Here is a 22,353-nt window from a genome sequence, read left to right on the forward strand (position 1 = left end):
AACGGGCGGACCCCTCCCGGTGTCCCCGGTCAGCGGCCGTCGTACCCCGCTGTCGGCATCGACAGCCGGCGGTGGACCTGGGCCTTCATCTGGGCGTCGTACGAGGGCTCGGCGCGGCCGACCGTCTCGACGCGCACCCCGCGCCGGGCGCATTCGGCGGTGAACTCGTCGACGGAGGCGAGGGCGCGCTCCAGTACGCGGCGGCTGGGCGCGACGAACAGGTCGACGAGGCCCGCCTCGACGTCCTCCCACAGCGCGCAGTGGTCGGAGCGCAGACCGCCGACGAGGAGTTCGCGGGTGACGACATAGCCGCGCTCGGCGGCCCAGCGGGCGCACATCGCGTGCTGGCTGCGGGAGTCGACGAGGAAGGGATCGGCGTCCAGCTCCTCCAGGGGAATCAGACTGGCGATCGCCGTGACACGCACCGAGGGCCCCCCGTGGTCGAGCGAAGCCGTGAGACGGGGGTGAGACAGGCCCGGGCTACTGCGCGGATCTTCCATGGTGTCCCCCCTCACCTCCGGGTTTCGCCGCCGACCCTACTCCTGCCCGTAGGCTCGGGGGGAGTCGCGCGAAGGAGGCAAAGGGAGTGCCGGTGGAGATCACCTGGTGGGGTCACGCCACCTGCACGGTGGAGGACTCGGGAACGCGCGTGCTCACGGACCCGCTCTTCGCGCGGCGGCTCGCGCATCTGCGGCGCCGCCGTGGTGCGCCGCCCCCGCCCGCGGCGGCTGTGGCGGATGTCGCGCTCGTCTCCCATCTGCACGCCGACCACCTGCACGTTCCCTCGCTGGCCCGCCTCGGACCGGGCACCCGGCTGCTGGTGCCGCGGGGCGCGCGACGGGCCGTGCCGGGGCTGCGCAGGCTCGGTCATCTCCGGCTGACGGAGGTCGAGCCGGGAATGACGGTGCCGGTCGGCGACCTGCGGATCCGGGTGGTGCGCGCGGCGCACGACGGTCGGCGGCTGCCCCTGGGACCGCACCGCTCCCCCGCGCTCGGCTTCGTGATCGAGGGTGAGGCGCGGACGTATTTCGCCGGGGACACCGGACTGTTCGACTCGATGGCGGAGGAGGTCGGCGCGGTCGACGTGGCCCTGCTGCCGGTCGGCGGCTGGGGACCGTATCTCGGCGAGGGGCATCTGGACGCGGGGCGGGCCGCGCAGGCGCTGGCCCGGCTGGCGCCGCGCAGCGCCGTCCCGGTGCACTACGGCACGTACTGGCCGATCGGAATGGACCACGTGCGCCCCCATGAATTCCACACGCCGGGTGAGGAGTTCGTGCGCCGTGCCGCGGAGTGCGCGCCCGAGGTCGCGGTGCACCGGCTCGGACACGGCGAGAGCGTACGGCCGGAGGTCGCCCGGTGATATCCCGGTCCGCCGTCGTCCTGTCCCTCGGGGGCATCGCCGTCACCCCCGCGTCCACGCAGCAGGCGTTCGGCTATCCGTCACTCTTCCTGCTGGTGCTGATCGGGGCGCTGGTGCCGGTGGTGCCGACGGGTGCGCTGGTCAGTTCGGCGGCGGTGGTGGCCTTTCACCAGGAGTCGCCCCTCTCGCTGGCGCTGCTCTTCGCGGTGGCCTCGCTCGCCGCGTTCCTCGGTGATGTCGCCCTGTACTGGCTCGGCAAGCGGGGCATGGGCTCCAAGAACGGCTCGCGCTGGCTGGCCGCGATCCGCGACCGGGCCCCCGAGGACCGTCTCGCCCAGGCCCAGGAGAAGCTCGAGGACCACGGGGTCGCCGTACTGGTCCTGTCCCGGCTGATCCCGGCCGGCCGGATCCCGGTGATGCTCGCCTGTCTGATGGCGAAGATGCCGCTGCGCACCTTCGCCCGCGGCGACATCCCCGCCTGTCTCGCCTGGGCCGTCACCTATCAGGTCATCGGCATCCTCGGCGGCTCCCTCTTCCGGGAACCGTGGGAGGGCGTGCTCGCGGCCGTCGCCCTGACCCTGCTGATCAGCGTGGCACCGGGGCTGTGGCGCCGGGTCCGCAGGGCGGTCGCGTAACGCCACCGCTCGGGGCCGGGTCACCCGCACCGGACTCCGTCGCCTCAGACGGCCAGCACCCGTGAGCCGCCCACCGGCAGGTCCCACAGGTCGTCGCGGTCCAGGCCCGCCTTCTCCCAGGCCGCCCGCACCCGCGTCAGAGGTTCCAGCACCGGTTCGGCCGAGAGGACGAACGTGCCCCAGTGCATGGGGGCCATCCGGCGGGCGCCCAGATCGACCGCGGCCTGCACCGCCTCCTCGGGATCGCAGTGCACGTCGCTGAGCCACCAGCGGGGGTCGTACGCGCCGATGGGGAGCAGGGCGAGGTCGATCCCGGGGTGGCGGGCGCCGATACGGGAGAACCAGTGGCCGTATCCCGTGTCGCCCGCGAAGTACACGCGCTGTCCGTCGGGCGCCGTCAGGACCCAGCCGCCCCACAGCGTGCGACAGGTGTCGACGAGGCTGCGCTTGGACCAGTGGTGGGCGGGGACGAAGTCGAAGCGGACGCCGTCCAGTTCGGCCGCCTCCCACCAGTCGAGCTCGGTGACCCGGGTGAACCGGCGGCGCCGGAACCAGCGGGCGAGCCCCGCGGGCACGAACACCGGTGTGTCGCGCGGGAGCCGGCGCAGGGTCGGGGCGTCCAGGTGGTCGTAGTGGTTGTGGCTGATGACGACCGCGTCCACCCTCGGCAGCGCGCTCCAGGCCACTCCCACGGGTGTGATCCGGGCCGGCGTCCCGATGATCCGGCGGGACCAGACCGGGTCGGTGAGCACGGTGAGCCCGCCGATGCGGACCACCCAACTCGCGTGTCCCGCCCAGGAGACGGCGACCGTGTGGGCGTCGACCCGCGGCAGCGGACCCGGCGCGAACGGCAGCCGCGGGATGTCTGCGAGCCCCTCGGGCCCGGGCCGCACCGCACCCTCACGGGCGAACCGCGCGAAGGACCGCAGGCCGGGCAGCGGCGCGGTCAGCCGGTTCACGAACGACCGCGGCCACAGCCGCCGTTCACCGAGCGGCCGGGGCGGGGCGAGCGGAGCGGGGGGCGCGAGGGGACCGGCGGCGTCCGGAGGCTGCGTGGGCGACTCGGGGGGTGCGACCAGGGATTCGGCAGAGGCGGGCGGAGAAGGGCGGGCGCTCACGGCACCCGGCGAGGACACCGGTGCGGCGATGTCCTCCTGAGTCGTCGTGGTCGACTCGGACTGCTGCGTCATCGAGGTGACTCCCATCGCTGAGCGTCGTCGCGGAGATCGTCGAAGGCCGATCCCAAATGGGTCAACGCGCGTTGCACGTGTGGCAGTTCCAACGGCGAGGGGGACACGAGGCATTCCGCCCGCTCCTCGGCCGTCGTACCGAGCAGCGGGCCGGTGGACAGGCGCACCCTCAGCCGGCCGAGGTCGTCACCGAAGCGGTGGCCGCCCGGTGTGGGCCTGCCGAGCCGGGCGGTGAGGAAGTCCTCCAGCTCCTGGGCGTCGCCGACGCCGTGCGCGGCCAGTCCGGTGTGCAGGGGGCCGAGGTCCACGTAGAGGTGCCGGCCGGCCTGCGGTGGCAGCGCGTGCGCGCCCGCGCCGACCACCGCGCCGTGCACGGCGGCGGCCACGCGCGCGTGCAGACGCGCGGCGGCGACGAGCCGCTCGGTGATCTCGTCGGGCTCTTCGAGCGCGTACGCGGCGGCCGCGGCGACCGGATCGGCGAGCCGGGCACCGAGCGCGGTCAGTACGTCGAGGACGCGGGCGCGCAGCCCGGAGCCCGCCGGGTTGTCGGGGAAGCGGGCGACGGCGGCGGGCCAGCCGAGCGGCAGGAACGGGCCGGAGAGATCCGTGAGGACCGTGACCTGGCCGGGGAGCATCTCGGCGGGGCTGAGGAGCACGGTGTCGAGCGGGTGGTGCAGGGTGTCGCGCCAGGTCTCGTCGCTGACCAGGTGCAGGCCCTCGCCGGCGGCGGCCTCGACCGTCTCGTGGACGAGTTCGGGCGGCGCGACGGTGGCGGTGGGGTCGTCGGCGACGGAGAGCACGAGCAGCCGGGGATCACCGCCCTCGGCCCGGACTCTGCGGACGGTCTCCAGGAGGGCGTACGGATCGGGAACACCGCCGCATTCGGGGGGCGTCGGCACATGGAAGACGGATCTGCCCAGCAGCCGGGCCTGCGGTGCCCACCAGGCGGCGCAGGGCCGCGGGAGCAGGACGTCACCGCCGAGCGCGGCGGTCAGCGCGAGGAGCAGCGCGGAGGCGCCGGGCGCGGCGGCCACCCGGTCGGGGGTGGCGGCCAGGCCACGGCGGCCCCAGTAGCCGCAGGCGGCGTCGAGCAGAGCGGGGCCGCCGCCGGCGGGCTGGGCCGCCGGGAGTCCGGCGCCGGCGGGGCCGGCCGACGCGGCGAGCACGGCGGAGAGCGCGGGCAGCACGGGCAGTCCCTGGTCGGGAAGGGGTGGGCCGTAGCGAACGGGACCGTGCCCCTCCGGATGCGTCCGCCGCATACGTGACCTCCGCGCAGTCCGTGGTGCCGTGTGCTGTTCCCGTGCCGTGCCCCGACTCCCCGTCCATGGCCTGCATGTCCTTGGTCTGTGATCCGTGTGGCCGGCGGGGAGGGAGGTGTCCCAAGCTCTCAGTACCCCGGGACCGGCCGGGCCATGGGTGGCCGCTGGGTTGCGCCCGTCACAGCGTCAGCCGTCGACGGAGGAGCGGCGGTGACGCAGCCGGTAGACGGCGGCGCCGACCGCACCCGCGATCAGGACGCTGCCGGTGATCAGGGCGGGGAGGGAGTCGGTGAAGGTGCCGCCCTCTCCCGCGTGCACGCCGCGCTGGGCGCCGACGACGGGGTGCTCGCCCGTGTCGTGCCCCGGGTTCGCCGTCTCGTGGGATCCGGTGCCGTCACGCGACACGGAGTACGACGCGCTCCACTGCTTCTCCTTGCCCCCCGCCCCGCCGGGGCAGGCCCCGTCCACATCCCACTCGCCGTCGGCTCCTACCGCGTCGGGACCCACATCGCCGTGTCCCCCGCCGTCGGCCCCCAGGGAATCCGGGACGGCCGCGTCCGTCTCCACGGAATCGGGCCCTACGGAATCCGGACCGACGGAATCGGGCCCTACGGAATCGGCACCGCCGGCGTCCGAGGGCTCCACGGCGCCCGGGACCGCCGCACCGTCCCCGCTCGCGCCGGTGTCACCGGCGCCCGTCTCCGCCGTACTCCTGCCGTCATTGCTGTCGTTGCCCGCTCCGTCGGACCGGTCGGCGCTGCCGGCGGCCGGGATACGGGCCGTCCCGCTGTAGGCGGCGCCGGCCGCACTGTCGTCGGTGCCGGCGACCCGGTGCAGCCGGACCTTGCCGTCCTCGAAACCCTGGGACGTGGCGTCGATGTACTCGGGTGGGGTCCCGCCGGCCGTGTCGCAGGACACGGAGACGGTGACCGTGCCGCCCGGGGCGACGGTGCGGGGGCTGACCTCCGCGGCCGGATCCGCGAACGCGGTCGAGGCGGTCCCGCCCACGACGGCACCGGCCAGGGCGGTGGCGAACAGGACACGGGCGGTACGGCGCATGGGATGAGCTCCTTCGGCCGGCTCTCCGTCGGGGCACGGCCGTCGTGCCCCCACCCCATCACAGCCCGCCCAGCCCCTCACCGCCCGCGGCCGACCGCCGCCCGGGTGACACGCACACCAAAGGAACGCCCCACCAGGGCGCGGGGAACCGCCCGCCCAGCCAGAGAACTCCCGCACCCGGGACCGGGCACGGAACCAGAACGGCGAGGCCCGGCTCCCGGCGGGGCGCCTACACGGCGTCCCGCATGATCTGGTCCCGCAGCCGGTCGCAGCACCGGCTGATCAGCCGGGACACATGCATCTGCGAAATGCCGAGCTCATCGGCGATGCTGCTCTGGGTCATGTCACCGAAGAAGCGCATGTAGAGAATCGCGCGCTCCCGCTCCGGCAGAGCCTGCAGCCGCGGTTTCACGGCCTCCCGGTCGATCACGGTGTCGAGCGCGGGATCGGCGGAGCCCAGGGCGTCAGTGAGCGAGTAGCCGTCCTCGCTGCCCGGCAGCTCGGCGTCGAGGGAGAGCGCGGTGAAGCTCTCCAGTGCCTCCAGGCCGGTGCGGACGTCGTCCTCGCTCATCCGGGCGTGCTCGGCGATCTCGGCGACGGTGGGCCTGCGGCCCGGGATGGTCTGAGCCAGGTCCTGGCTGGCGAAACGCACGCGGTTACGCAGGTCCTGGACCCGGCGGGGCACGTGCAGGGTCCACATGTGGTCACGGAAGTGACGCTTGATCTCACCGGTGATGGTCGGCACGGCGTAGCTCTCGAAGGCGTTCCCGAGCTCGGGGTCGTACCGGTCGACGGCCTTGACCAGCCCGAGGGCCGCGACCTGGCGCAGGTCCTCGAAACTCTCGCCGCGGCTGCGGAAGCGTCCCGCGAGCCGTTCGGCCATCGGCAGCCAGGCCTCGACGATCTCCTCACGGAGAGCGTCACGCTGCTGACCCGGGGGGAGCATGGCGAGCTTGCGGAATGACTCGGCGGTGTCGGGGGCGTCGTCGTGCGGATGGTGCTTCACGCTCGCTTGGGTTCGCATGGTGCGTCGCAACTCCCTTGGGGGGTGCCTTGAATGGACAGTCACCGTGGGAGCGCACCCGTGCGCCGGACGGGTACACCCGGGGCGCGGTCCATCGCTCCCACGGACGTGCCTCCTGTCCGAAGCACTGACACGCGCCTGCCCCGAGTCCGCTGTGCCAAACACCCACAGGTTTTCCGAGGTGAGCGCGGGTCACTCGGGGGATGCAGTCCCCCTGCCGCCCGTTCCTTCAGGAGGTCCCGTTATGAGCACCAAGGTCGCCGACCAGATCCTGCAGCGCCTGCGCGAGTGGGGTGTGGAGCAGGTCTTCGGCTATCCCGGCGACGGCATCAACGGGCTGCTGGCCGCGTGGGGGCGGGCCGAGAACCAGCCGAGGTTCGTCCAGGCCCGGCACGAGGAGATGTCGGCGCTGGAGGCGGTCGGCTACGCCAAGTTCAGCGGCCGCCTCGGGGTCTGCGTGGCCACGTCCGGACCCGGCGCCATCCATCTCCTCAACGGCCTGTACGACGCCAAGCTGGACCATGTCCCGATGCTCGCGATCGTCGGCCAGACGCACCGCACCGCGATGGGCGGCTCGTACCAGCAGGAGGTCGATCTCCACTCGCTCTTCAAGGACGTCGCCTCCGACTTCGTGGAGACGGTGAACGTTCCCGAGCAGCTGCCGAACGTGCTGGACCGGGCGATCCGTACGGCGTACGCCCGCCGCGCCCCCACCGCCGTGATCATCCCGGGCGATGTGCAGGAGCTGGACTACTCCGCACCCACGCACGAGTTCAAGATGGTCCCCTCCAGCCTGGACCGCGGCTCGTGGACCACGGTCCCCTCCCAGGAGTCCCTGGAGCGGGCGGCTGAGGTCCTCAATTCCGGGGACAAGACGGCGATCCTCATCGGCCAGGGGGCGGCCGGGGCGCGGGCCGAGGTGGAGCGGATCGCCGAGCTGCTCGGCGCCGGCGTCGCCAAGGCGCTGCTCGGCAAGGACGCGCTGAGCGACGAGCTGCCCTATGTCACCGGGTCGATCGGCCTGCTCGGCACCCGTCCGTCGTACGAGCTGATGCGCGACTGCGACACTCTGCTGACCATCGGCTCCTCCTTCCCGTACGCCCAGTTCCTGCCGGAGTTCGGCAAGGCCCGGGGTGTGCAGATCGACGTCGACCCGCACATGGTCGGGATGCGTTATCCGTACGAGGTGAATCTGGTCGGGGACGCGCGGGCGACGCTCGAACGGCTCATCCCGATGCTCGACGGGAACCGCGGGCGCGAGTGGTACGACACGGTCTGCGCGAACGTCACGCGCTGGCGCGAGGTGATGGGACGGCGGGCGGAGCTGTCGGCCGACCCGATCAACCCGGAGTACGTCGCCCACGCGCTGGACCCACTGCTGCCGGACAACGCGATCGTCACGTCCGACTCCGGGTCGACGGCGAACTGGTATGCGCGGCACCTGACGATGCGGCCCGGCATGCGCTCGTCGCTGTCCGGCACGCTGGCCACGATGGGCTGTGCGGTGCCGTACGCGATCGGCGCGAAGTTCGCCCACCCGGACCGGCCGGTGATCGCCCTGGTCGGGGACGGTGCGATGCAGATGAACGGGCTCGCCGAGATGATCACCGCGGCGAAGTACCGGGACCAGTGGGAGGACCCGCGACTGGTCGTCGGGGTGTGGAACAACCGCGACCTCAACCAGGTCACCTGGGAGCTGCGCGCCATGGGCGGCGCCCCCTCGTTCCTGCCCTCGCAGGAGCTGCCGGACGTGCAGTACGCCGCCTTCGCCCGCTCCCTCGGGCTGACCGGCATCCGCGTCGAGAAGCCGGAGGACGTCGAGGCGGCCTGGCGCGCGGGTCTGGCCGCCGATGGTCCGACGGTGATCGAGTTCCTCACCGACCCGGCCGTGCCGCCGATCCCGCCGCACGCCACCTGGGACCAGATGGAGGCCACCGCCTCCTCGATCCTGAAGGGCGACGCCGACCGCGGTTCCGTGATCCGCCAGGGCCTCAAGGCCAAGGTCCAGGAGTTCCTGCCGGGACGCGACAAGAAGTAGCCGGGTCTCTCACCGGCCGGCGGACCGACGTGTTGGCTCCGGGTGCTCGGGTACGCGACGACCACTCCCGAACCCTCTGGAGGGAACACAATGCAGCGAGGCAGCGACCGGCTGAGCGTCCACCGGGACGACGAAATGAAGCACGAACTGCAGGGTCTGCTCAGGTCCGGGCACTCCACCCGGGCCGAGGAGTGGAACGACCCGGAGCCGACCGCCGACGACGACCCGACGATCGCGGGCGGACCCGTCACACCGGGTCACGCGTCCGCCTCCCTGGAGGCGGTGCGCCTGGAACTGGCGCGGATCCTGGGCCGGACCTCGTTCCCCGCGGGCCCGCGGGAGCTGATCGGCGTGCTGCGCGAGAAGCACGCGCCGGACGGCCTCGTGGAACCCCTTGAGCGGTTGCCGCGCACCGCGCGCTACGCGACAGTGCAAGAGCTGGCCGAAGCGGTCGTCCACCCCGCGGCGCCCGCGCCGGCCGACGCGTCCGAGGACGGCGCCTAGCCGGCTGCGGCCGCACGCAGGCCAGGTCAAGCCCCTGCTCCGAGGACCAGGTCAAGTCCCTGTTCCGAGGCGGGCGCTGGGACCTGGACGCCCGTACGTCCGGTGCGCCCGGCGAACCACCGCGCCGCCTAGGGCGGTGGCCGGCCGGTGCCGGCGGCGGGCCTCGGACGAGGGCCGCCGCCGGCAGGCCGGGACAAGAGCAGGCCGGGAAAAGAGATGGAGCAAGCATGCGTATCGCATTCCTCGTGGCGCCTGAGGGCGTCGAGCAGATCGAACTCACCGATCCCTGGCAGGCGGTCACCGACGCGGGCCACGAGCCCGTGCTCGTGTCGACGGAGCCGGGGCGGATCCAGGCCTTCGACCACCTGGACAAGGCGGCCATGTTTGCCGTGGACGAGGTCGTCGGTGATGTCCGGGCCGAGTCGTTCGACGGGCTGATCCTGCCGGGCGGTGTCGCCAACCCGGACATGCTGCGCACGGACGAGCAGGCCGTGGCCTTCGTCCGCGGTTTCTTCGACTCGGGGCGCCCGGTGGCCGCGATCTGCCATGCCCCGTGGACGCTCGTCGAGGCGGACGTCGTCTCGGGCCGGGTCCTCACCTCGTGGCCCAGTCTGCGCACGGACATCCGCAACGCGGGCGGCACCTGGGTCGACGAGCAGGTGCAGATCTGCGACAACGGCCCCAACACGCTGGTGACCAGTCGCAAGCCGGACGATCTGAAGGCGTTCGACGAGGCCGTGCTGGCCGAGTTCGCCAAGGCGGCGCCGAAGTCGGCGTGAGCGTCCCGCCTCAGGTCCTGAGACCCGTGCCGTCCGGGGCCCTCGGGACCTGAGGAGAGGTCACCTCTCGCGCGCGCCCTCGCGGGTCCGGCCGGCCGCGATCGGGCGGCGCGGGTTGCGGCGCAGAAACTCGCCCTCGAGCTGCGCCATGCGTTCGTTGTGCATCCGCAGGGCGTCGTTGGAACCGTGCAGAAGCGTGTCGTGGCGGGTGCGGTGGATCGTCTCCAGCTCCTTCATCAGCTGCTGGTCGTCCAGCCGGTCCGGGTCGACTCCGGTCATCGTGATACCCCGATCGTCGGTGCTGCGTCCGTGCGGACCGGGCACCCGCCCGGCACGCGCTGACCCCGAGCGGCCTCCGGGAGCAAGCCGAGGATGTCGCCTCTCCCTCCACTCTACGAAGATCCCGCGCTCCGGGCGCCTCCACGCACGCCGGACAACGGCGAGCGGGGGCTACCGGGCGCGCTCCACCCGTCGCTCGTCCCACACCGGCTCGGTGGTCTCGCGCAGCCGGCCGTCCGAGCCGAAGACCAGATAGCGGTCGAAGGAGCGGGCGAACCAGCGGTCGTGGGTGACCGACAGGACCGTCCCCTCGTACGCCTCCAGCCCCTCCTGGAGAGCCTCCGCCGACTCCAGGTCGAGGTTGTCGGTCGGCTCGTCGAGCAGCAGGGCCGTCGACCCCTCCAGTTCGAGCAGCAGGATCTGGAAACGGGCCTGCTGCCCGCCGGACAGCCGGTCGAAGCGCTGCTCGGCCTGGGCCGTCAGCTCGTAGCGGCGCAGCCGGGACATGGCGGCGCCACGGTCCTGGGAGTGCTCGCTCCAGAGGATGTCGAGCAGCGCGCGGCCCTCCAGCTCGGGGTGGGCGTGCGTCTGCGCGAAGTGTCCGGCCACGACGCGGGCGCCGAGCTTCCACTCCCCCGTGTGCGCCACCTCGCCGCCGGCCAGCAGCCGCAGGAAGTGCGACTTGCCCGAGCCGTTGGAGCCGAGCACGGCCACCCGCTCGCCGTAGAACACCTCCAGGTCGAAGGGTTTCATCAGACCGGTGAGCTCAAGTCCCTTGCAGGTGATGGCCCGGACGCCGGTACGGCCGCCGTGCAGCCGCATCGTGATGTCCTGCTCGCGCGGCGGCTCCGGCGGCGGTCCCGCCTCCTCGAACTTCCTGAGCCGGGTCTGCGCCGCCTGGTAGCGGGACGCCAGCTCATGGCTGATGGAGGCCGCCTGACGCAGATTCAGCACGAGCTTCTTCAGCTGGGCGTGCTTCTCGTCCCAGCGGCGCCGCAGCTCCTCGAAGCGGGCGAAGCGCTCCCGCCGTGCCTCGTGGTAGGTCGCGAAGCCGCCCCCGTGCACCCAGGCGTCCGCGCCCGTGGGGCTGGGCTCGACGCTCACGATCTTCTCGGCGGCGCGGGCGAGCAGTTCCCGGTCGTGGGAGACGAACAGGACGGTCTTGCGGGTCTCCTTGAGCCGCTCCTCCAGCCAGCGCTTGCCCGGGACGTCGAGGTAGTTGTCCGGTTCGTCGAGGAGCAGCACCTCGTCGGTGCCGCGCAGCAGGGCTTCGAGGACGAGCCGCTTCTGTTCACCGCCGGACAGGGTCCGCACCTGGCGCCACTGCGCCTTCTCGTACGGGACGCCGAGTGCGGCCGTGGTGCACATGTCCCAGAGCGTCTCGGACTCGTAGCCGTGCACCTCGGCCCAGTCGGAGAGCGCCTGCGCGTACTGGAGCTGGCTGGCCTCGTCGTCGACGGTCATCATCGCGTGCTCGGCCGCGTCGACGGCCCGGGCGGCCTCGCGGATACGGGGTGGGGCGACGGACACGAGCAGCTCTCGTACGGTCGTCTCGTCGCGGACCGATCCGACGAACTGGCGCATCACGCCGAGGCCGCCGCCCACGGTGACCGTGCCGCCGTGCGGCTTGAGCTCTCCCGCGATCATGCGCAGGAGCGTGGTCTTGCCGGCTCCGTTGGGGCCCACCAGGGCCACGACGGCTCCCTCGCCCACCCGGAACGACACGTCGCCGAGCAGTGGCCTCCCGTCGGGGAGGTAGTACTCAAGATGCGCGGCTTCGAGGTGTCCCATGGGGAGGCATTGTCCGGGGACCCGGTGCCGCGGGGCAAACGCATAAGCGGTGGCCGCCTCCGCCGCCCCCAGCCTGCCCGTACCTGGGGCTCCGCCCCCAGACCCCTCCTCGAGCACCGGACGGGCTGAACGCTCCCTCGCTCGCAAAGATCGCCTCGCCCTGGGTACCCGGTCCGCATGACCCCAGATGTCGATCTCACCGTCCGCCCCCCGGGCCCCCACGTCCTGCGAGACCGGCTCCTGGCCGCGGACTGCCGACTCTTCGAGGCGGTGGCGGCCCGGCACTGGCCCGGCGGTGACCGCCTGCTGCCCCGGCTGACCCGGAGCGCGAACCACGGCGTGCTGTGGTTCGCCACCGCGGCGGCGCTCGCGGCGACCCGTTCCCCCACGGCCCGCAGAGCAGCCGCCCGCGGCCTCGCCTCGCTCACCCTGGCGTCCGCCACGATCAACACCGTCGGCAAACGGTCGGTACGGCGGACGCGTCCGGCCCTGGACCCCGTACCGCTGATCCGGCAGCTGAAGCGCCAGCCGATCACCACGTCGTTCCCGTCGGGCCACTCGGCGTCGGCGGCGGCGTTCGCGACCGGCGTGGCACTGGAGTCCCGTGGCTGGGGCGCGGCGGTGGCGCCGGTGGCCGCCGCGGTCGCGCTGTCCCGTGTCTACACGGGTGTGCACTTCCCGAGCGATGTCCTCGCGGGCGCGGCCCTGGGTGTGGGCGCCGCGTACGTCGTCAAAGCCGTGTTCCCGGACCGGGAACACGAGGACGCGGATCCCGAGGTGGCGAGGCTCGGCGGTCGCCCGGCCGGGCTTCGGGGTGTCCCGCAGGACGCACTGAGCAGCGCCCGGACCGCATAGTGAGACGTTAGTCTCACTATGCGGCATGAGCGCGTACCGTGACGCACCTGAGGCCACCGCCCCGCGGAGCAGCGGCTCCGCGGGGCTCGTGCGCCGTCACCTCGTACGCGAGAAGGGGAAAGCGTCATGCCGAAGCCGCAGGAGACCGCCGTCTACACGCACGGCCACCACGAGTCCGTACTGCGCTCGCACACCTGGCGCACGGCCGCCAACTCGGCCGCTTACCTCCTCGGCTCGCTGAAGCCGCACATGAAGATCCTGGACATCGGCTGCGGTCCGGGCACGATCACCGCGGATCTGGCGGCCCTGGTACCGGACGGCCAGGTCACCGGCGTCGACCGGGCGCCGGACATCCTGGATCAGGCCCGCGCCACCGCCGCCGACCGGGGCCTGGAGAACGTCGGCTTCGCGGTGGCGGACGTCCACGCGCTGGACTTCCCGGACAACACCTTCTGCGTGGTGCACGCGCACCAGGTGCTCCAGCACGTGGGCGACCCCGTGCGGGCCCTCGGCGAGATGGTCCGGGTCACCAGGCCGGGTGGGTTCATCGCGGTCCGGGACTCGGACTACTCGGCGATGACCTGGTATCCGCGTTCGGCGGGCATGGACGACTGGCAGGAGCTGTATCTGCGGGTGGCCCGCGCCAACGGCGGCGAGCCGGACGCGGGCCGCCGGCTGAAGTCCTGGGCCCTCAGTGCCGGCCTCACGGACATCACCGCCACCTCGAGCACCTGGACCTTCGCCACCGCTGAGGAACGGCAGTGGTGGAGCGGCCTGTGGGCGGACCGCACGCTCGCCTCGGCCTACGCGGAGCGGGCAACGGAGGGTGGTCACGCGACCACGGAGCAGCTGGCGGCCGTATCCGACGCCTGGCGCGCGTGGGGGCGGCAGGAAGACGGCTGGTTCGCTGTTCTGCACGGAGAAATTCTCTGCCGCAAGAACGCCTAATTCCCGCATTTCGGGAAACTCGGCGCAGCAGGAGGTTCACTATGGTTCCGATCCTGCTGGTACTGCTTCTGGTACTGATCCTCTTCGGTGCCGGATTCGCGCTGAAGATCCTGTGGTGGATAGCCCTGGTCGTTCTCGTGCTGTGGCTACTGGGATTCCTGGTACGCGGCACGAACGCCGGCGGAGGCAGGGGGCGCTGGTATCGCTGGTAGCCCCGTTGCGGTGATGGTCCCGGACCGCTGCGATCCCCTGGGCTTCATTCCCTGGGGAGCAGCGGTCCCAGCGGCCCGAGGTCCAGATTCAGGTCCTCGGGCCGCAGTCCGTACCGCTCGCGCAGCTCCGTCATCCGGTCGTCGAGCAGCATCAGCGTGAGGCCGATGCGCTCCTCCTGGTCCTCGCTCAGCTCCCCGGTGTCGAAGCGCCGCACGGCCTGCCGCTCCATGAGCTGACGCAGCAGCTCCACCACGGTCAGGACGAGCTTGACCAGGTCGCGCTCGACGGTGTCCGGTTCGAGCTCCAGCCGGTTCTTCCCGGCCGTCCTTCCGGACTCGGTGGTCTTGCCGGTCACGGCGACTCCTGAAAGGGCGAGGGGACTTGCTCGTTCACCGAGCTGATGAGCGCGTTCAGATCGATCCGTACGAGGTCGACGTCCGCGATCCGCAGCGTGAGGTCGCCGGTGATGACGACGCCGCCCGCGAGCAGCCGGTCGAGCAGGTCGACGAGGGCCACCTCCCGGCGTTCCACGACGGTCACAGCCCCGACTCCCCCGCCGCGCCGTCCGCGTCGGCCTCCTCCAGACCGGCGAACGAGTACGCGGCCCACGGCCCGGTGAGTTCCACCCGCAGGCCCGCCTCCTCGTCCTTCGTACGGTCCACCAGTTCCACAAAAGCCTCCGACTCGGAACGCGGCACCAGATAGGCCGCGTTGAGCACGTTGCGGCCCGATTCACGGGAAAGCGCGGAATTCTGGGGCGCATGGAGCCGGGCGTCCTCCGCGTGTCCGGAAAGAGTTCCGTGCAAGCGGCGCGCGAACTTCTCGGCGCTTTCCCACATTTCCTCGTGCGCCCGTGCCTTCATTCGGCGCTGGCGCAGATAGTCCCGGCCCGTCGCGGCTTTCGCCGGCGCCTGGGACGCCTCCGTGCTCTCCGTCTCGGCATAGACCTTGACACCCCACTCGACCCGGCCGTCGAGCCGGTCGAGCGTGCGCCGGAACGCGTCCTCGCGCTCCTCCATCATGGTGCGCAGACCGCTGTCGTCCCGGAACACGGTGGCGAGCCGCAGCGGCAGCGGGGTGGTGACCGCGGTGAGCGCGTCGATCACACTCTGGTGGGCCCGAGCGGTCTCGCTGAGCCAGTCCAGGTCCTCCAGATGGTGCCGCAGCGGCTCCTCGGCGAAGTCGCTCTCCGGCACCGTACTGACGACGGCGATCAGCCCGTGGTGCTCCAACAGGCCGGGCGGCGCGCCCGCGACGCCCGTCACATCGGTCTGCAGGGCCGCGCCGAAGGGCCGGCAGACGGCGTAGACGTACCGCAGCCCGGTCATGGGGCCTCCTTCTCGCTGCGGCCGCGCTCCAGCTCTTCCTCGCCGGCGCGACCGCGCCCCGATTGCTCCAGTTCCGCGAGATGGGCACGCAACTCGGCGTTCTCACGGGCCAGTTCATTGCGGTGCGCGCGGGAGGACAAGGCCGGATCGTCCTCCCACCAGTCGATCCCCATCTCCTTCGCCTTGTCGACGGAGGCGACGATGAGCCGCAGCTTGATCGTGAGGAGCTCGATGTCGAGCAGATTGATCCGGATGTCTCCCGCGATCACGATGCCCTTGTCGAGCACCCGCTCCAGGATGTCGGCGAGGTTCGCGCCGCCGCCCTGTCCGTACGGCTCAGGGATGCGACCGGGCGTCGTCATCGGCGACTCCCGCTCGCGGCCGGCTCGGCGGACTCGTCCTCGTACTCTTCTTCGCCCTCGTCGTAGGCGGCCGGCTCGTCCTCCTCAATGTACTCGCCGTCCTCCTCCTCGTCCTCGTAGGAGTCCTCCGGCTCGTCCTCCGGGATCTCGTCGGCGGCTTCCGCCTCCGCGGTCTCCTCGTCGGGCTCTTCCTCGTACTCGTCCTCGACGCCGTCCTCGGCCGAGGCCTCGTCCTGCTCCTCCTCGAGGGCGTCCTCGTGGCTGCGCACGACCTCGCCGTCGCGGATCTCGCCGCGCCAGCCGTCGTCCGCCTCGCCCTTGATCGTGATGAACCGGGCGAAGTTCTTCAGGTCGAGCCGCGCCCGGCGGCCCTGGGCGCGCCAGATGTTGCCGGTCTTCTCGAAGAGCCCCTTGGGGTAGTACTCGAGGACCAGCAGGACGCGCGTGAGGTTCTCCGCCAGCTCGTGGAAGGAGACGACGCCCTTCGAGGAGCCCTTGGCGCCCTCCGACGTCCAGGAGATCCGGTCGTCCGCCACCTGCTCGGTGGTGTGCGCCTTCCAGCTCCGGTTGGACCAGAAGATCTTCATCTGCCAGTCGGAGGTGGTGTCGTCGGCGCGGTTCGCGCTCTTGACGCCCTTCGCGAAGGTGCTGAAGTCCTGGTACTGGGTCCACTGGTCGTAGGCGGTGCGCAGCGGCACGCCGACGTCGATGAACTCCATGATGACCGTGGGCTTCTTGCCCGCGCCGCCCTTCTTGCGGCCCTTGCCGCCGACCAGGTTCTTGAAGGCGCCGACCACGCCGTCCTTGGCCCGGCCCGCGCCCAGTTCCACCGCGGACCGCAACGGCCCCTTGCCCTCGGCGAGTTTGCGGCCGCCGTCGAGGGCGAGCTTGGCGAAGCCGGGACTGTTGCCCTCGGCGATGTCGTTGAGCTTGCCGGTCGTCTCGCCGAGCTTTGTCCCGACCCCGACCAGCAGCCGCTGGGCCTGGGCGGCCAGATACTCCTGGACCTCCGACTTCAGCCGGTCGGCCGCCTCGCTCTGCACGAGGCCGGTGACCGGGTTGTCCTTCGCACGCTTCGTCGCGGATCCGAGGGTGTCAGTCATCGTTGCCGCCTCCCTCCGACTGGCGGCTCCGCGCCGGACGGCGCGTGGCGGACTTCGCCGCGGCCGTCTTCTTCGCGGGAGCCTTCTTGGCCGTACTCGACGCCGTCTTCTTGGCCGCCGTCTTCTTCGCCGGCGCCTTGCGGGCCACCGCCTTCTTGGCGGAACCCTGCTTCTGCGCCGTCTTCTTGGCCGGGGCCTTCTTCGCGGGAGCCTTCTTCCGCCGGCGCGGCTCGGGCCGCTCCTCGGCGGACTCCGGCTCGGGGGCCTCGTCGTCGTCGCGGTCGTCCGGCTCGTCGTACTCGTCGTCCGGCTCGTCACCGTCGTCGTACTCGGCGGCTTCCGCGTCGTCCTCGTGGCCCTCGTCGTCGTCCTGGTCCAGGCCGGGTACGTCGGGGACGACCCCGGCGAGCTGGTCCCGCACCTCCGCGGTCCGTCCGTGCAGCCGGTCGGCGAGACCCTCGATCTGCCGCTCGACCAGCGCGCCGGAGGCGGCCTTTCCGACACCCCGCAGGTCCTGGCGCAGCTGGTCCCCGATCTCCTTGAACTGCGGGTTGTTCTGCAGTTGCTGAGAGACCAGGTCCGCCAGGCCCCGCGGGCTGAGATGCAGCCGCTTCCCGGCCACCATGGTGCCGACCGCGAAGGCCAGCTTCATTTTCTTGGTACGTCCGAGGAAGTACCCGGCCCCTACCGCGAGGCCCAGTCCTAGTCGATTCATCGTATGGTCCCGTTGTCCGTCCCCGCGCGTGGGCGCAGGCCGATTTCCAGCCGGTCGAGCAGTTCGTCCTCGAGTCGGTCGAACTCCTCGTCGTCGATCTCTCCCGCCTCCAGCCGCTTCTCCAGCTGGGCGAGTTCGGCGCGGATCGCTGCCGGGTCGTAGTACTGGCGCTCGGCCTCGGTCACCACCTGTCTCACCGCCCAGAGGCTGCCGCGCACCGGGGCGAACGGCAGCATCAGCACCTCGCCGATCAGGCCCATGGGCTACTCGCCGCCCGTCTCCGCACCCGTCAGGGTGTCCGCGTGCTCGGCGGGGCCGGGCTCGACGAAGCTGTAGGGCGGCAGCGGTCCGTTGACGCGCAGCTCGAGGTGCGGCTGCCCGGTGCGGATCTGCTCGACGGCGGTGAGGAACACGTCGGCCGACTTGCGCTCCACCAGGAACGACAGGTTGGCCAGCCAGCCGGTCGACTCGGGCCCCGCGCTGACGGCGTCCGCGACCGGCTCCAGCGTGCGCTGGATGCCCGCCGCGTCCTCGGCCTCACGGGCCTGCAGCGCGGCCACGACCATCTCACCGAGGCGCATCTTGTCCTCGTGGCTGCCGCCGCCGGCCTGCCGGTTCGCCTCGGTGTAGGCCCGTATCTCCGGGTTCTCGCTCATCACCCGGTGCAGCACGGCCTCTTCGTCGTGGCTGGCCTTGATGTTGTACTCGACCTTGCCGGCCAGTGCCCTGAGCCGCTCCTGGTAGTGCTCCGCCCGCTCGGCGAGCACCCCGAGGACGGATTCGTCGTCGGCCGCGACGCTGCCGAAGCGCATGGGCAGCACGGAGCCGCCGCCGCCCGCCTCGCCCAGTACGTTCTGGTGGGCGAGCAGGTCCCTGCGCTTGGGGCGCAGCCCCTCGGGGGCGTCGCTGACGATGGCCGCCAGTTCGCCCTCCTTGAGGATCCGCACGGGACGGGCGGGTTCACCGACGCCGTTCATGCCCTCGGGGAGCGACGTGTGCGAGCTCTCGGTGATGCCGTAGACGTACGTACTCACTCGCTCTCCTCCTTACGGCGCGAAGCCGCGGTCTTCCGGGTGCGCGGCCGCGAGGTGGACCGGGACTCCTCCTGGCCATCGTCGCGGGCCTGCTTGAACGCGTCGGAGATGGTCTCGGCGGCGCCGGACAGCGCCCCCTTGGACTTGCCGCGCGCACCGGACTCGGTGAGCTCGCCCATCAGGTCGGGCAGCCCCGGGTTCTTGTGCGGGCCGGCCTCCAGGTCGAGGCGGTTGCACGCCTCGGCGAAACGCAGATAGGTGTCGACGCTGGCGATGACGACACGGACGTCGATCTTCAGGATCTCGATGCCGACGAGGGAGACCCGCACGAACGCGTCGATGACGATTCCTCGGTCGAGGACGAGCTCCAGGACGTCGTACAGGCCACTGGTTCCGCCCGATCCGCCTGATTGCTGTGCCGGGACTACGGTCATACCGAGGGTCCTCCTTGTCTGTGGGTGTCTGCACGGGGTGCGGTCGGTCTATCGGCCGCCGGGCCTGCGTGTCTCGGCCCTCCCCCGTTCGTAGCGGCGGATTCGGCGGTAACCGGTGAGCTCGCCGTCCTGGTCGAGTTCCACCTGGTAAGTCGCCAGCAGGCTCATCGTGTCCGGGATCTTGGCCATTTCCAGCACCTCGACCTCCAGGGACCAGCCATCCTCGGTGCGTTCGAACGACGACACCGATTCGGCCTCCGCGCCGGTGAGCTCGGCCAGTTGGGCGCGCGCGTGGCGCAGCACCTCCATGGGTCTCAACTGGCCGTCCGACTCGCCTGCTTGCTTGTTGTTGCTGCCGCTCCGGGAAGAGTTCTGTGAATTCTGTGATTTGGATGTGTTCGATGTGTTCGACATGGCCACCTCGAACACCGGGTGCTCGCTCGCGCGTTGGCCAAACCTTAAGGATCGCGACTCTCAGCCACGCAGGGCGTCGAGCCGGCGCCTGGCCGGGCCCAGTGCGCGGCCGTGGCTCAGCAGGCCGGCCCAGGGATTGGTGCGGGCCTGGTCGACGGCGTCGGCGATCGTCCAGCGGCGTGCATGCAGGCGCGAGTCGTCGAGCTGGCCCCAGGAGATGGGTACGGCGACGGGCGCCCCGGGCAGGGCGCGGACGCTGAAGGGAGCCACGGCGGTCTGCGCGTAGGCGTTGCGCTGGATGTCGAGGTAGAGCCGGTCGCCGCGGTCCTTCTTGCGGGCAGCGGTGGTGAACCGGTCGGGGTGGGCGTCGGCGACGGCGTCGGCGACGTCCTTGGCGAACGCGCGCACCTCGTCGAAGTCGTGGTGGCCGTTGAGGGGCACCACGACGTGCAGCCCCCGCGAGCCGGTCGTCATCAGCGCGGAGGGGAGCTTCAGCTCGTCCAGCAGCTCACCGAGGAACACGGCGGCGTCCCGCACCACGCCGAAGTCGTCCGTACTCGGGTCCAGGTCGAAGACCAGCCGGTCGGGCCGGTCGATCCGGTCCGCCCTGGACAGCCAGCGGTGCAGCGTGAGGCAGGCCTGGTCGGCGAGGTAGACGAGCGTGGCCGCGTCCTCGCAGACGGGGTGCAGGACCGTGCCGCCCTCCTTGGGCACTTCCACGCGCCGGATCCACTCGGGGTAGTGGTCCGGGGTGTTCTTCTGCATGAACGTGGGTCCGTCGAGCCCGTCGGGGTGCCGCTCCAGCATCAGCGGCCGCCCCCGCAGATGCGGAATCATGAAGGGCGCGACGGCCCGGTAGTACCCGATGACGTCGTCCTTCGTGTACTCCTTGGCCCGCCCCTCCCCGGGGAACAGCACCTTCTCCGGCCGGTGGACCTCCACGCTGCGGCGGCCGACCCGCATCGTCCGTGCGCTGCTCATCCTGCTCCCCTTCCGACGGCCGACGGACCTTGGGGCGTGTCCGCAGAGGTCCGTCTGCCCGGCAGCGCCCGGCACGCACTCTCGCCGCAGGGCCCTCCCCCGGACCGACGGAACTCGCGGACACGCCCTTGCTGTTCAGCGCACGACGGCTTGTTCCACCAGCAGCCGCACCGACGCCGCGATCGACTCCGCGTCGATGCCCGCGGCGTGCAGCTGCTCCTCCGGGGACGCCGAGCCCGGCATGGACCGGACGGCGAGGCGCACCAGGCGCGGGGTGGGGCCGCCGTCGACGAAGGCGTCGAGCACCGCGTCACCGAGGCCGCCCTCCTCCCGGTGGTCCTCGACCGTGAGCAGACAGCCGGTGTGCTCGGCGGCCTCGCGCAGGGTGTCGCGGTCGACGGGCTTGACCGAGTAGAGGTCGATCACCCGTACCTGGATGCCCTCGGCGTCGAGGGTCTCCGCGGCGGCCAGCGCCTCGTGGACGGTGACACCGGCGGCGACGACGGTCAGCCGGTCGTCGTCGGAGGCGCGCAGTACCTTGCTGCCGCCGACCGGGAACTCCTCGGTGGGGCTGTAGATGACGGGGGCTTCCCCGCGGGAGGTGCGCAGATAGCGGATGCCCTCCAGGTCGGCCATGGCACCGACGAGCTTCGCCGTCTGGTTGGCGTCGCACGGGTACAGCACGGTCGAGCCGTACACCGACCGGAACATCGCCAGGTCCTCCAGGCCCATCTGCGAGGGCCCGTCCTGGCCGATGGAGACACCCGCGTGCGAGCCGACGAGGTTGATACCGGCGCCGCTGACCGACGCCATGCGCACGAAGTCGTGGGCGCGGGTGAGGAACGCGGCGAACGTCGAGACGTACGGCACCCAGCCGCGCGCCGCCATGCCGACCGCGGCCGCGACCAGCTGCTGCTCGGCGATGTAGCACTCGAAGAAACGGTCCGGGTGCTCCTTGGCGAAGAACTCGGCGCGCGTCGAGTCGCTCACCTCGCCGTCCAGGGCGACGACGTGACCGCGTGCCGTGCCGAGCGCGGCGAGCGCCTGCCCGTAGGCGTTGCGGGTGGCCACCTCGTCACCGGTCTCGTAGCGCGGCAGCTCCACATGGCCCGCCCGTACGGCGTGCAGGATCCGGGCGGCGGGCGGCTGCTGGACCTCCACGCGCAGATCGCGTACGCCACCGAGCTCGGCGATCGCCTCCTCGGCGTCCGGCAGCGGCTTGCCGTGCAGTCCCTCGCGGTCCTGGACGGACTCGACGCCCTTGCCCTTGAGGGTCCGGGCGAGGATGACGGTCGGCTGCCCGGTGGTGGACGCGGCCTCGCCGAAGGCCCGGTCGACGGCGTCGACGTCGTGTCCGTCGACCTCGACGGTGTGCCAGCCGAAGGCCTGGAAGCGGCGCGCGTACGCGTCCAGGTCGTGGCCGTGCCGGGTGGGGCCGCGCTGGCCGAGCCGGTTCACGTCGATGATCGCGGTCAGGTTGTCGAGGTGCTCGTACCCGGCGTGCTCGGCGGCCTCCCACACGGACCCCTCGGCGAGTTCGCTGTCGCCGCACAGGACCCAGACGCGGTAGCCGGTGCGGTCGAGCCGCTTGCCGGCGAGCGCGATGCCCACTCCGACGGGCAGCCCCTGTCCGAGGGACCCGGTGGCCGTCTCGACCCAGGGCAGCCTGCGGGGCGTGGGGTGCCCTTCGAGCCGGCTGCCGAGCTTGCGGAAGGTGAGCAGCTCGGTGTCACTGATCGCGCCGGCCGCCTTGTACGCGGCGTACAGCAGCGGCGAGGCATGTCCCTTGGAGAGCACGAAGCGGTCGTTGCCTGGGTGCTGGGGGCGGTCGAAGTCGTAGCGCAGGTGATGGGCGAGCAGGACCGCCATCAGGTCGGCGGCGGACATCGAGGACGTGGGGTGTCCGGAGCCCGCGGCATCGGACGCGCGCACGCTGTCGACGCGCAACTGCTGGCCGAGCTCGGCGAGCTGACGGGTGTTCATGGCGTTCATGAGTCTCCTTCCGCGGGGTTGCCGCGGGTGTCGTCGGCGGGCTGGGGGAGGCTTTC

Annotated in this window: 26 protein-coding genes and 1 pseudogene; 8 read left to right on the top strand and 19 right to left on the bottom strand. The window is 71.8% G+C overall.

The genetic code is table 11. From position 1 onward, the window contains the following. Positions 1 to 29: 29 nt before the first annotated feature. Positions 30 to 425, bottom strand: a complete 396-nt coding sequence (locus ACFVYF_RS18305; protein WP_389456446.1) for a hypothetical protein — start codon at positions 423 to 425, stop codon at positions 30 to 32. A 161-nt stretch (positions 426 to 586) separates the two neighbouring features. Here ACFVYF_RS18305 and ACFVYF_RS18310 point away from each other — a divergent pair, with 161 nt between their 5' ends. Beyond that, entirely contained in the window at positions 587 to 1,360 is a 774-nt protein-coding gene (locus tag ACFVYF_RS18310) for an MBL fold metallo-hydrolase (protein WP_389456447.1), read from the top strand. Next, positions 1,357 to 1,995 (top strand): DedA family protein, encoded by a 639-nt coding sequence (locus ACFVYF_RS18315; protein ID WP_389456449.1) that lies wholly within the window; start codon positions 1,357 to 1,359, stop codon positions 1,993 to 1,995. The genes ACFVYF_RS18310 and ACFVYF_RS18315 overlap by 4 nt, the downstream gene beginning before the upstream one ends. 44 nt (positions 1,996 to 2,039) lie before the next feature. Here the strand turns inward: ACFVYF_RS18315 and ACFVYF_RS18320 are convergent, their stop codons facing one another. The 4 genes from ACFVYF_RS18320 to ACFVYF_RS18335 all read right to left on the bottom strand — a co-directional run bounded on the left by ACFVYF_RS18320 (position 2,040) and on the right by ACFVYF_RS18335 (position 6,527). Next, on the bottom strand, positions 2,040 to 3,185 hold the full coding sequence (locus ACFVYF_RS18320; protein WP_389456451.1) for an MBL fold metallo-hydrolase: 1,146 nt from the start codon (positions 3,183 to 3,185) through the stop codon (positions 2,040 to 2,042). Next, positions 3,182 to 4,444, bottom strand: coding sequence for an aminotransferase class I/II-fold pyridoxal phosphate-dependent enzyme (locus ACFVYF_RS18325; RefSeq protein ID WP_389456452.1), 1,263 nt, complete (start codon positions 4,442 to 4,444; stop codon positions 3,182 to 3,184). The genes ACFVYF_RS18320 and ACFVYF_RS18325 overlap by 4 nt, the downstream gene beginning before the upstream one ends. A 186-nt stretch (positions 4,445 to 4,630) precedes the next feature. After that, complete coding sequence (locus tag ACFVYF_RS18330) at positions 4,631 to 5,503, bottom strand: hypothetical protein (protein WP_389456453.1); 873 nt, start codon at positions 5,501 to 5,503, stop codon at positions 4,631 to 4,633. Between the two features lie 229 nt (positions 5,504 to 5,732). Further along, complete coding sequence (locus tag ACFVYF_RS18335; protein ID WP_389456455.1) at positions 5,733 to 6,527, bottom strand: RNA polymerase sigma factor SigF; 795 nt, start codon at positions 6,525 to 6,527, stop codon at positions 5,733 to 5,735. A 244-nt stretch (positions 6,528 to 6,771) separates the two neighbouring features. Between ACFVYF_RS18335 and ACFVYF_RS18340 the strand changes: the two genes are divergently transcribed. From ACFVYF_RS18340 to ACFVYF_RS18350, 3 genes are all read left to right on the top strand, one after another. After that, positions 6,772 to 8,565 carry a thiamine pyrophosphate-requiring protein gene (locus ACFVYF_RS18340; protein ID WP_389456456.1) on the top strand — a complete coding sequence of 598 codons (1,794 nt, stop codon included), beginning with the start codon at positions 6,772 to 6,774 and terminating at the stop codon, positions 8,563 to 8,565. 90 nt (positions 8,566 to 8,655) lie between these two features. Continuing rightward, entirely contained in the window at positions 8,656 to 9,069 is a 414-nt protein-coding gene (locus ACFVYF_RS18345; RefSeq protein ID WP_389456458.1) for a DUF2795 domain-containing protein, read from the top strand. A gap of 227 nt (positions 9,070 to 9,296) precedes the next feature. After that, positions 9,297 to 9,848, top strand: coding sequence for a type 1 glutamine amidotransferase domain-containing protein (locus ACFVYF_RS18350; protein WP_389456460.1), 552 nt, complete (start codon positions 9,297 to 9,299; stop codon positions 9,846 to 9,848). A gap of 60 nt (positions 9,849 to 9,908) precedes the next feature. On the opposite strand, the gene ACFVYF_RS18355 is transcribed toward ACFVYF_RS18350, so the two are convergent. Both ACFVYF_RS18355 and ACFVYF_RS18360 read right to left on the bottom strand, forming a co-directional pair. Beyond that, entirely contained in the window at positions 9,909 to 10,127 is a 219-nt protein-coding gene (locus tag ACFVYF_RS18355; protein WP_389456462.1) for a DUF6158 family protein, read from the bottom strand. 171 nt (positions 10,128 to 10,298) lie between these two features. Further along, positions 10,299 to 11,918 (bottom strand): ATP-binding cassette domain-containing protein, encoded by a 1,620-nt coding sequence (locus tag ACFVYF_RS18360; protein WP_389456464.1) that lies wholly within the window; start codon positions 11,916 to 11,918, stop codon positions 10,299 to 10,301. A 177-nt stretch (positions 11,919 to 12,095) separates the two neighbouring features. Between ACFVYF_RS18360 and ACFVYF_RS18365 the strand changes: the two are divergent. From ACFVYF_RS18365 to ACFVYF_RS18375, 3 genes and pseudogenes are all read left to right on the top strand, one after another. Further along, positions 12,096 to 12,671, top strand: a pseudogene (locus tag ACFVYF_RS18365) (phosphatase PAP2 family protein); the annotation flags it as partial. A 228-nt stretch (positions 12,672 to 12,899) separates the two neighbouring features. After that, a complete protein-coding gene (locus ACFVYF_RS18370; protein ID WP_389456466.1) occupies positions 12,900 to 13,721 on the top strand; it encodes a class I SAM-dependent methyltransferase in 822 nt (273 codons plus the stop codon). Between the two features lie 41 nt (positions 13,722 to 13,762). Continuing rightward, entirely contained in the window at positions 13,763 to 13,933 is a 171-nt protein-coding gene (locus tag ACFVYF_RS18375; RefSeq protein ID WP_389456467.1) for a hydrophobic protein, read from the top strand. A gap of 44 nt (positions 13,934 to 13,977) precedes the next feature. Here the strand turns inward: ACFVYF_RS18375 and ACFVYF_RS18380 are convergent, their stop codons facing one another. The 12 genes from ACFVYF_RS18380 to ACFVYF_RS18435 form a co-directional block, all read right to left on the bottom strand. Continuing rightward, positions 13,978 to 14,289 carry a gas vesicle protein K gene (locus tag ACFVYF_RS18380; RefSeq protein ID WP_389456469.1) on the bottom strand — a complete coding sequence of 104 codons (312 nt, stop codon included), beginning with the start codon at positions 14,287 to 14,289 and terminating at the stop codon, positions 13,978 to 13,980. Next, a complete protein-coding gene (locus ACFVYF_RS18385) occupies positions 14,286 to 14,474 on the bottom strand; it encodes a gas vesicle protein (RefSeq protein ID WP_389456471.1) in 189 nt (62 codons plus the stop codon). Before ACFVYF_RS18385 ends, ACFVYF_RS18380 begins: the two co-directional genes overlap by 4 nt. Next, entirely contained in the window at positions 14,471 to 15,262 is a 792-nt protein-coding gene (locus ACFVYF_RS18390; RefSeq protein ID WP_389456473.1) for a GvpL/GvpF family gas vesicle protein, read from the bottom strand. Before ACFVYF_RS18390 ends, ACFVYF_RS18385 begins: the two co-directional genes overlap by 4 nt. Next, positions 15,259 to 15,624, bottom strand: a complete 366-nt coding sequence (locus ACFVYF_RS18395; RefSeq protein ID WP_389456474.1) for a gas vesicle protein — start codon at positions 15,622 to 15,624, stop codon at positions 15,259 to 15,261. Before ACFVYF_RS18395 ends, ACFVYF_RS18390 begins: the two co-directional genes overlap by 4 nt. Further along, positions 15,621 to 16,727, bottom strand: a complete 1,107-nt coding sequence (locus ACFVYF_RS18400) for an SRPBCC family protein (protein ID WP_389456476.1) — start codon at positions 16,725 to 16,727, stop codon at positions 15,621 to 15,623. The genes ACFVYF_RS18395 and ACFVYF_RS18400 overlap by 4 nt, the downstream gene beginning before the upstream one ends. Then, a complete protein-coding gene (locus ACFVYF_RS18405) occupies positions 16,720 to 17,442 on the bottom strand; it encodes a DNA primase (protein ID WP_389456477.1) in 723 nt (240 codons plus the stop codon). The genes ACFVYF_RS18400 and ACFVYF_RS18405 overlap by 8 nt, the downstream gene beginning before the upstream one ends. Continuing rightward, positions 17,439 to 17,702 (bottom strand): gas vesicle protein GvpG, encoded by a 264-nt coding sequence (locus ACFVYF_RS18410; protein ID WP_389456479.1) that lies wholly within the window; start codon positions 17,700 to 17,702, stop codon positions 17,439 to 17,441. Before ACFVYF_RS18410 ends, ACFVYF_RS18405 begins: the two co-directional genes overlap by 4 nt. 3 nt (positions 17,703 to 17,705) lie before the next feature. Next, positions 17,706 to 18,476, bottom strand: a complete 771-nt coding sequence (locus ACFVYF_RS18415; protein ID WP_389456481.1) for a GvpL/GvpF family gas vesicle protein — start codon at positions 18,474 to 18,476, stop codon at positions 17,706 to 17,708. Further along, complete coding sequence (locus tag ACFVYF_RS18420) at positions 18,473 to 18,910, bottom strand: gas vesicle structural protein GvpA (RefSeq protein WP_389456483.1); 438 nt, start codon at positions 18,908 to 18,910, stop codon at positions 18,473 to 18,475. Before ACFVYF_RS18420 ends, ACFVYF_RS18415 begins: the two co-directional genes overlap by 4 nt. A gap of 48 nt (positions 18,911 to 18,958) precedes the next feature. After that, positions 18,959 to 19,324: a gas vesicle protein gene (locus tag ACFVYF_RS18425; protein WP_389456792.1), complete on the bottom strand. Its 366-nt coding sequence runs from the start codon at positions 19,322 to 19,324 to the stop codon at positions 18,959 to 18,961. 60 nt (positions 19,325 to 19,384) lie between these two features. Next, entirely contained in the window at positions 19,385 to 20,305 is a 921-nt protein-coding gene (gene ligD, locus ACFVYF_RS18430; protein WP_389456485.1) for a non-homologous end-joining DNA ligase, read from the bottom strand. 135 nt (positions 20,306 to 20,440) lie between these two features. Next, the gene (locus ACFVYF_RS18435) at positions 20,441 to 22,288 is read right to left on the bottom strand and encodes a transketolase (protein WP_389456486.1); all 1,848 of its coding nucleotides are present in this window, start codon (positions 22,286 to 22,288) and stop codon (positions 20,441 to 20,443) included. Between the last annotated feature and the right edge of the window lie 65 nt (positions 22,289 to 22,353).

The organism is Streptomyces sp. NPDC058274, assembly GCF_042881375.1.
Classification (GTDB): Bacteria; Actinomycetota; Actinomycetes; order Streptomycetales; family Streptomycetaceae; genus Streptomyces.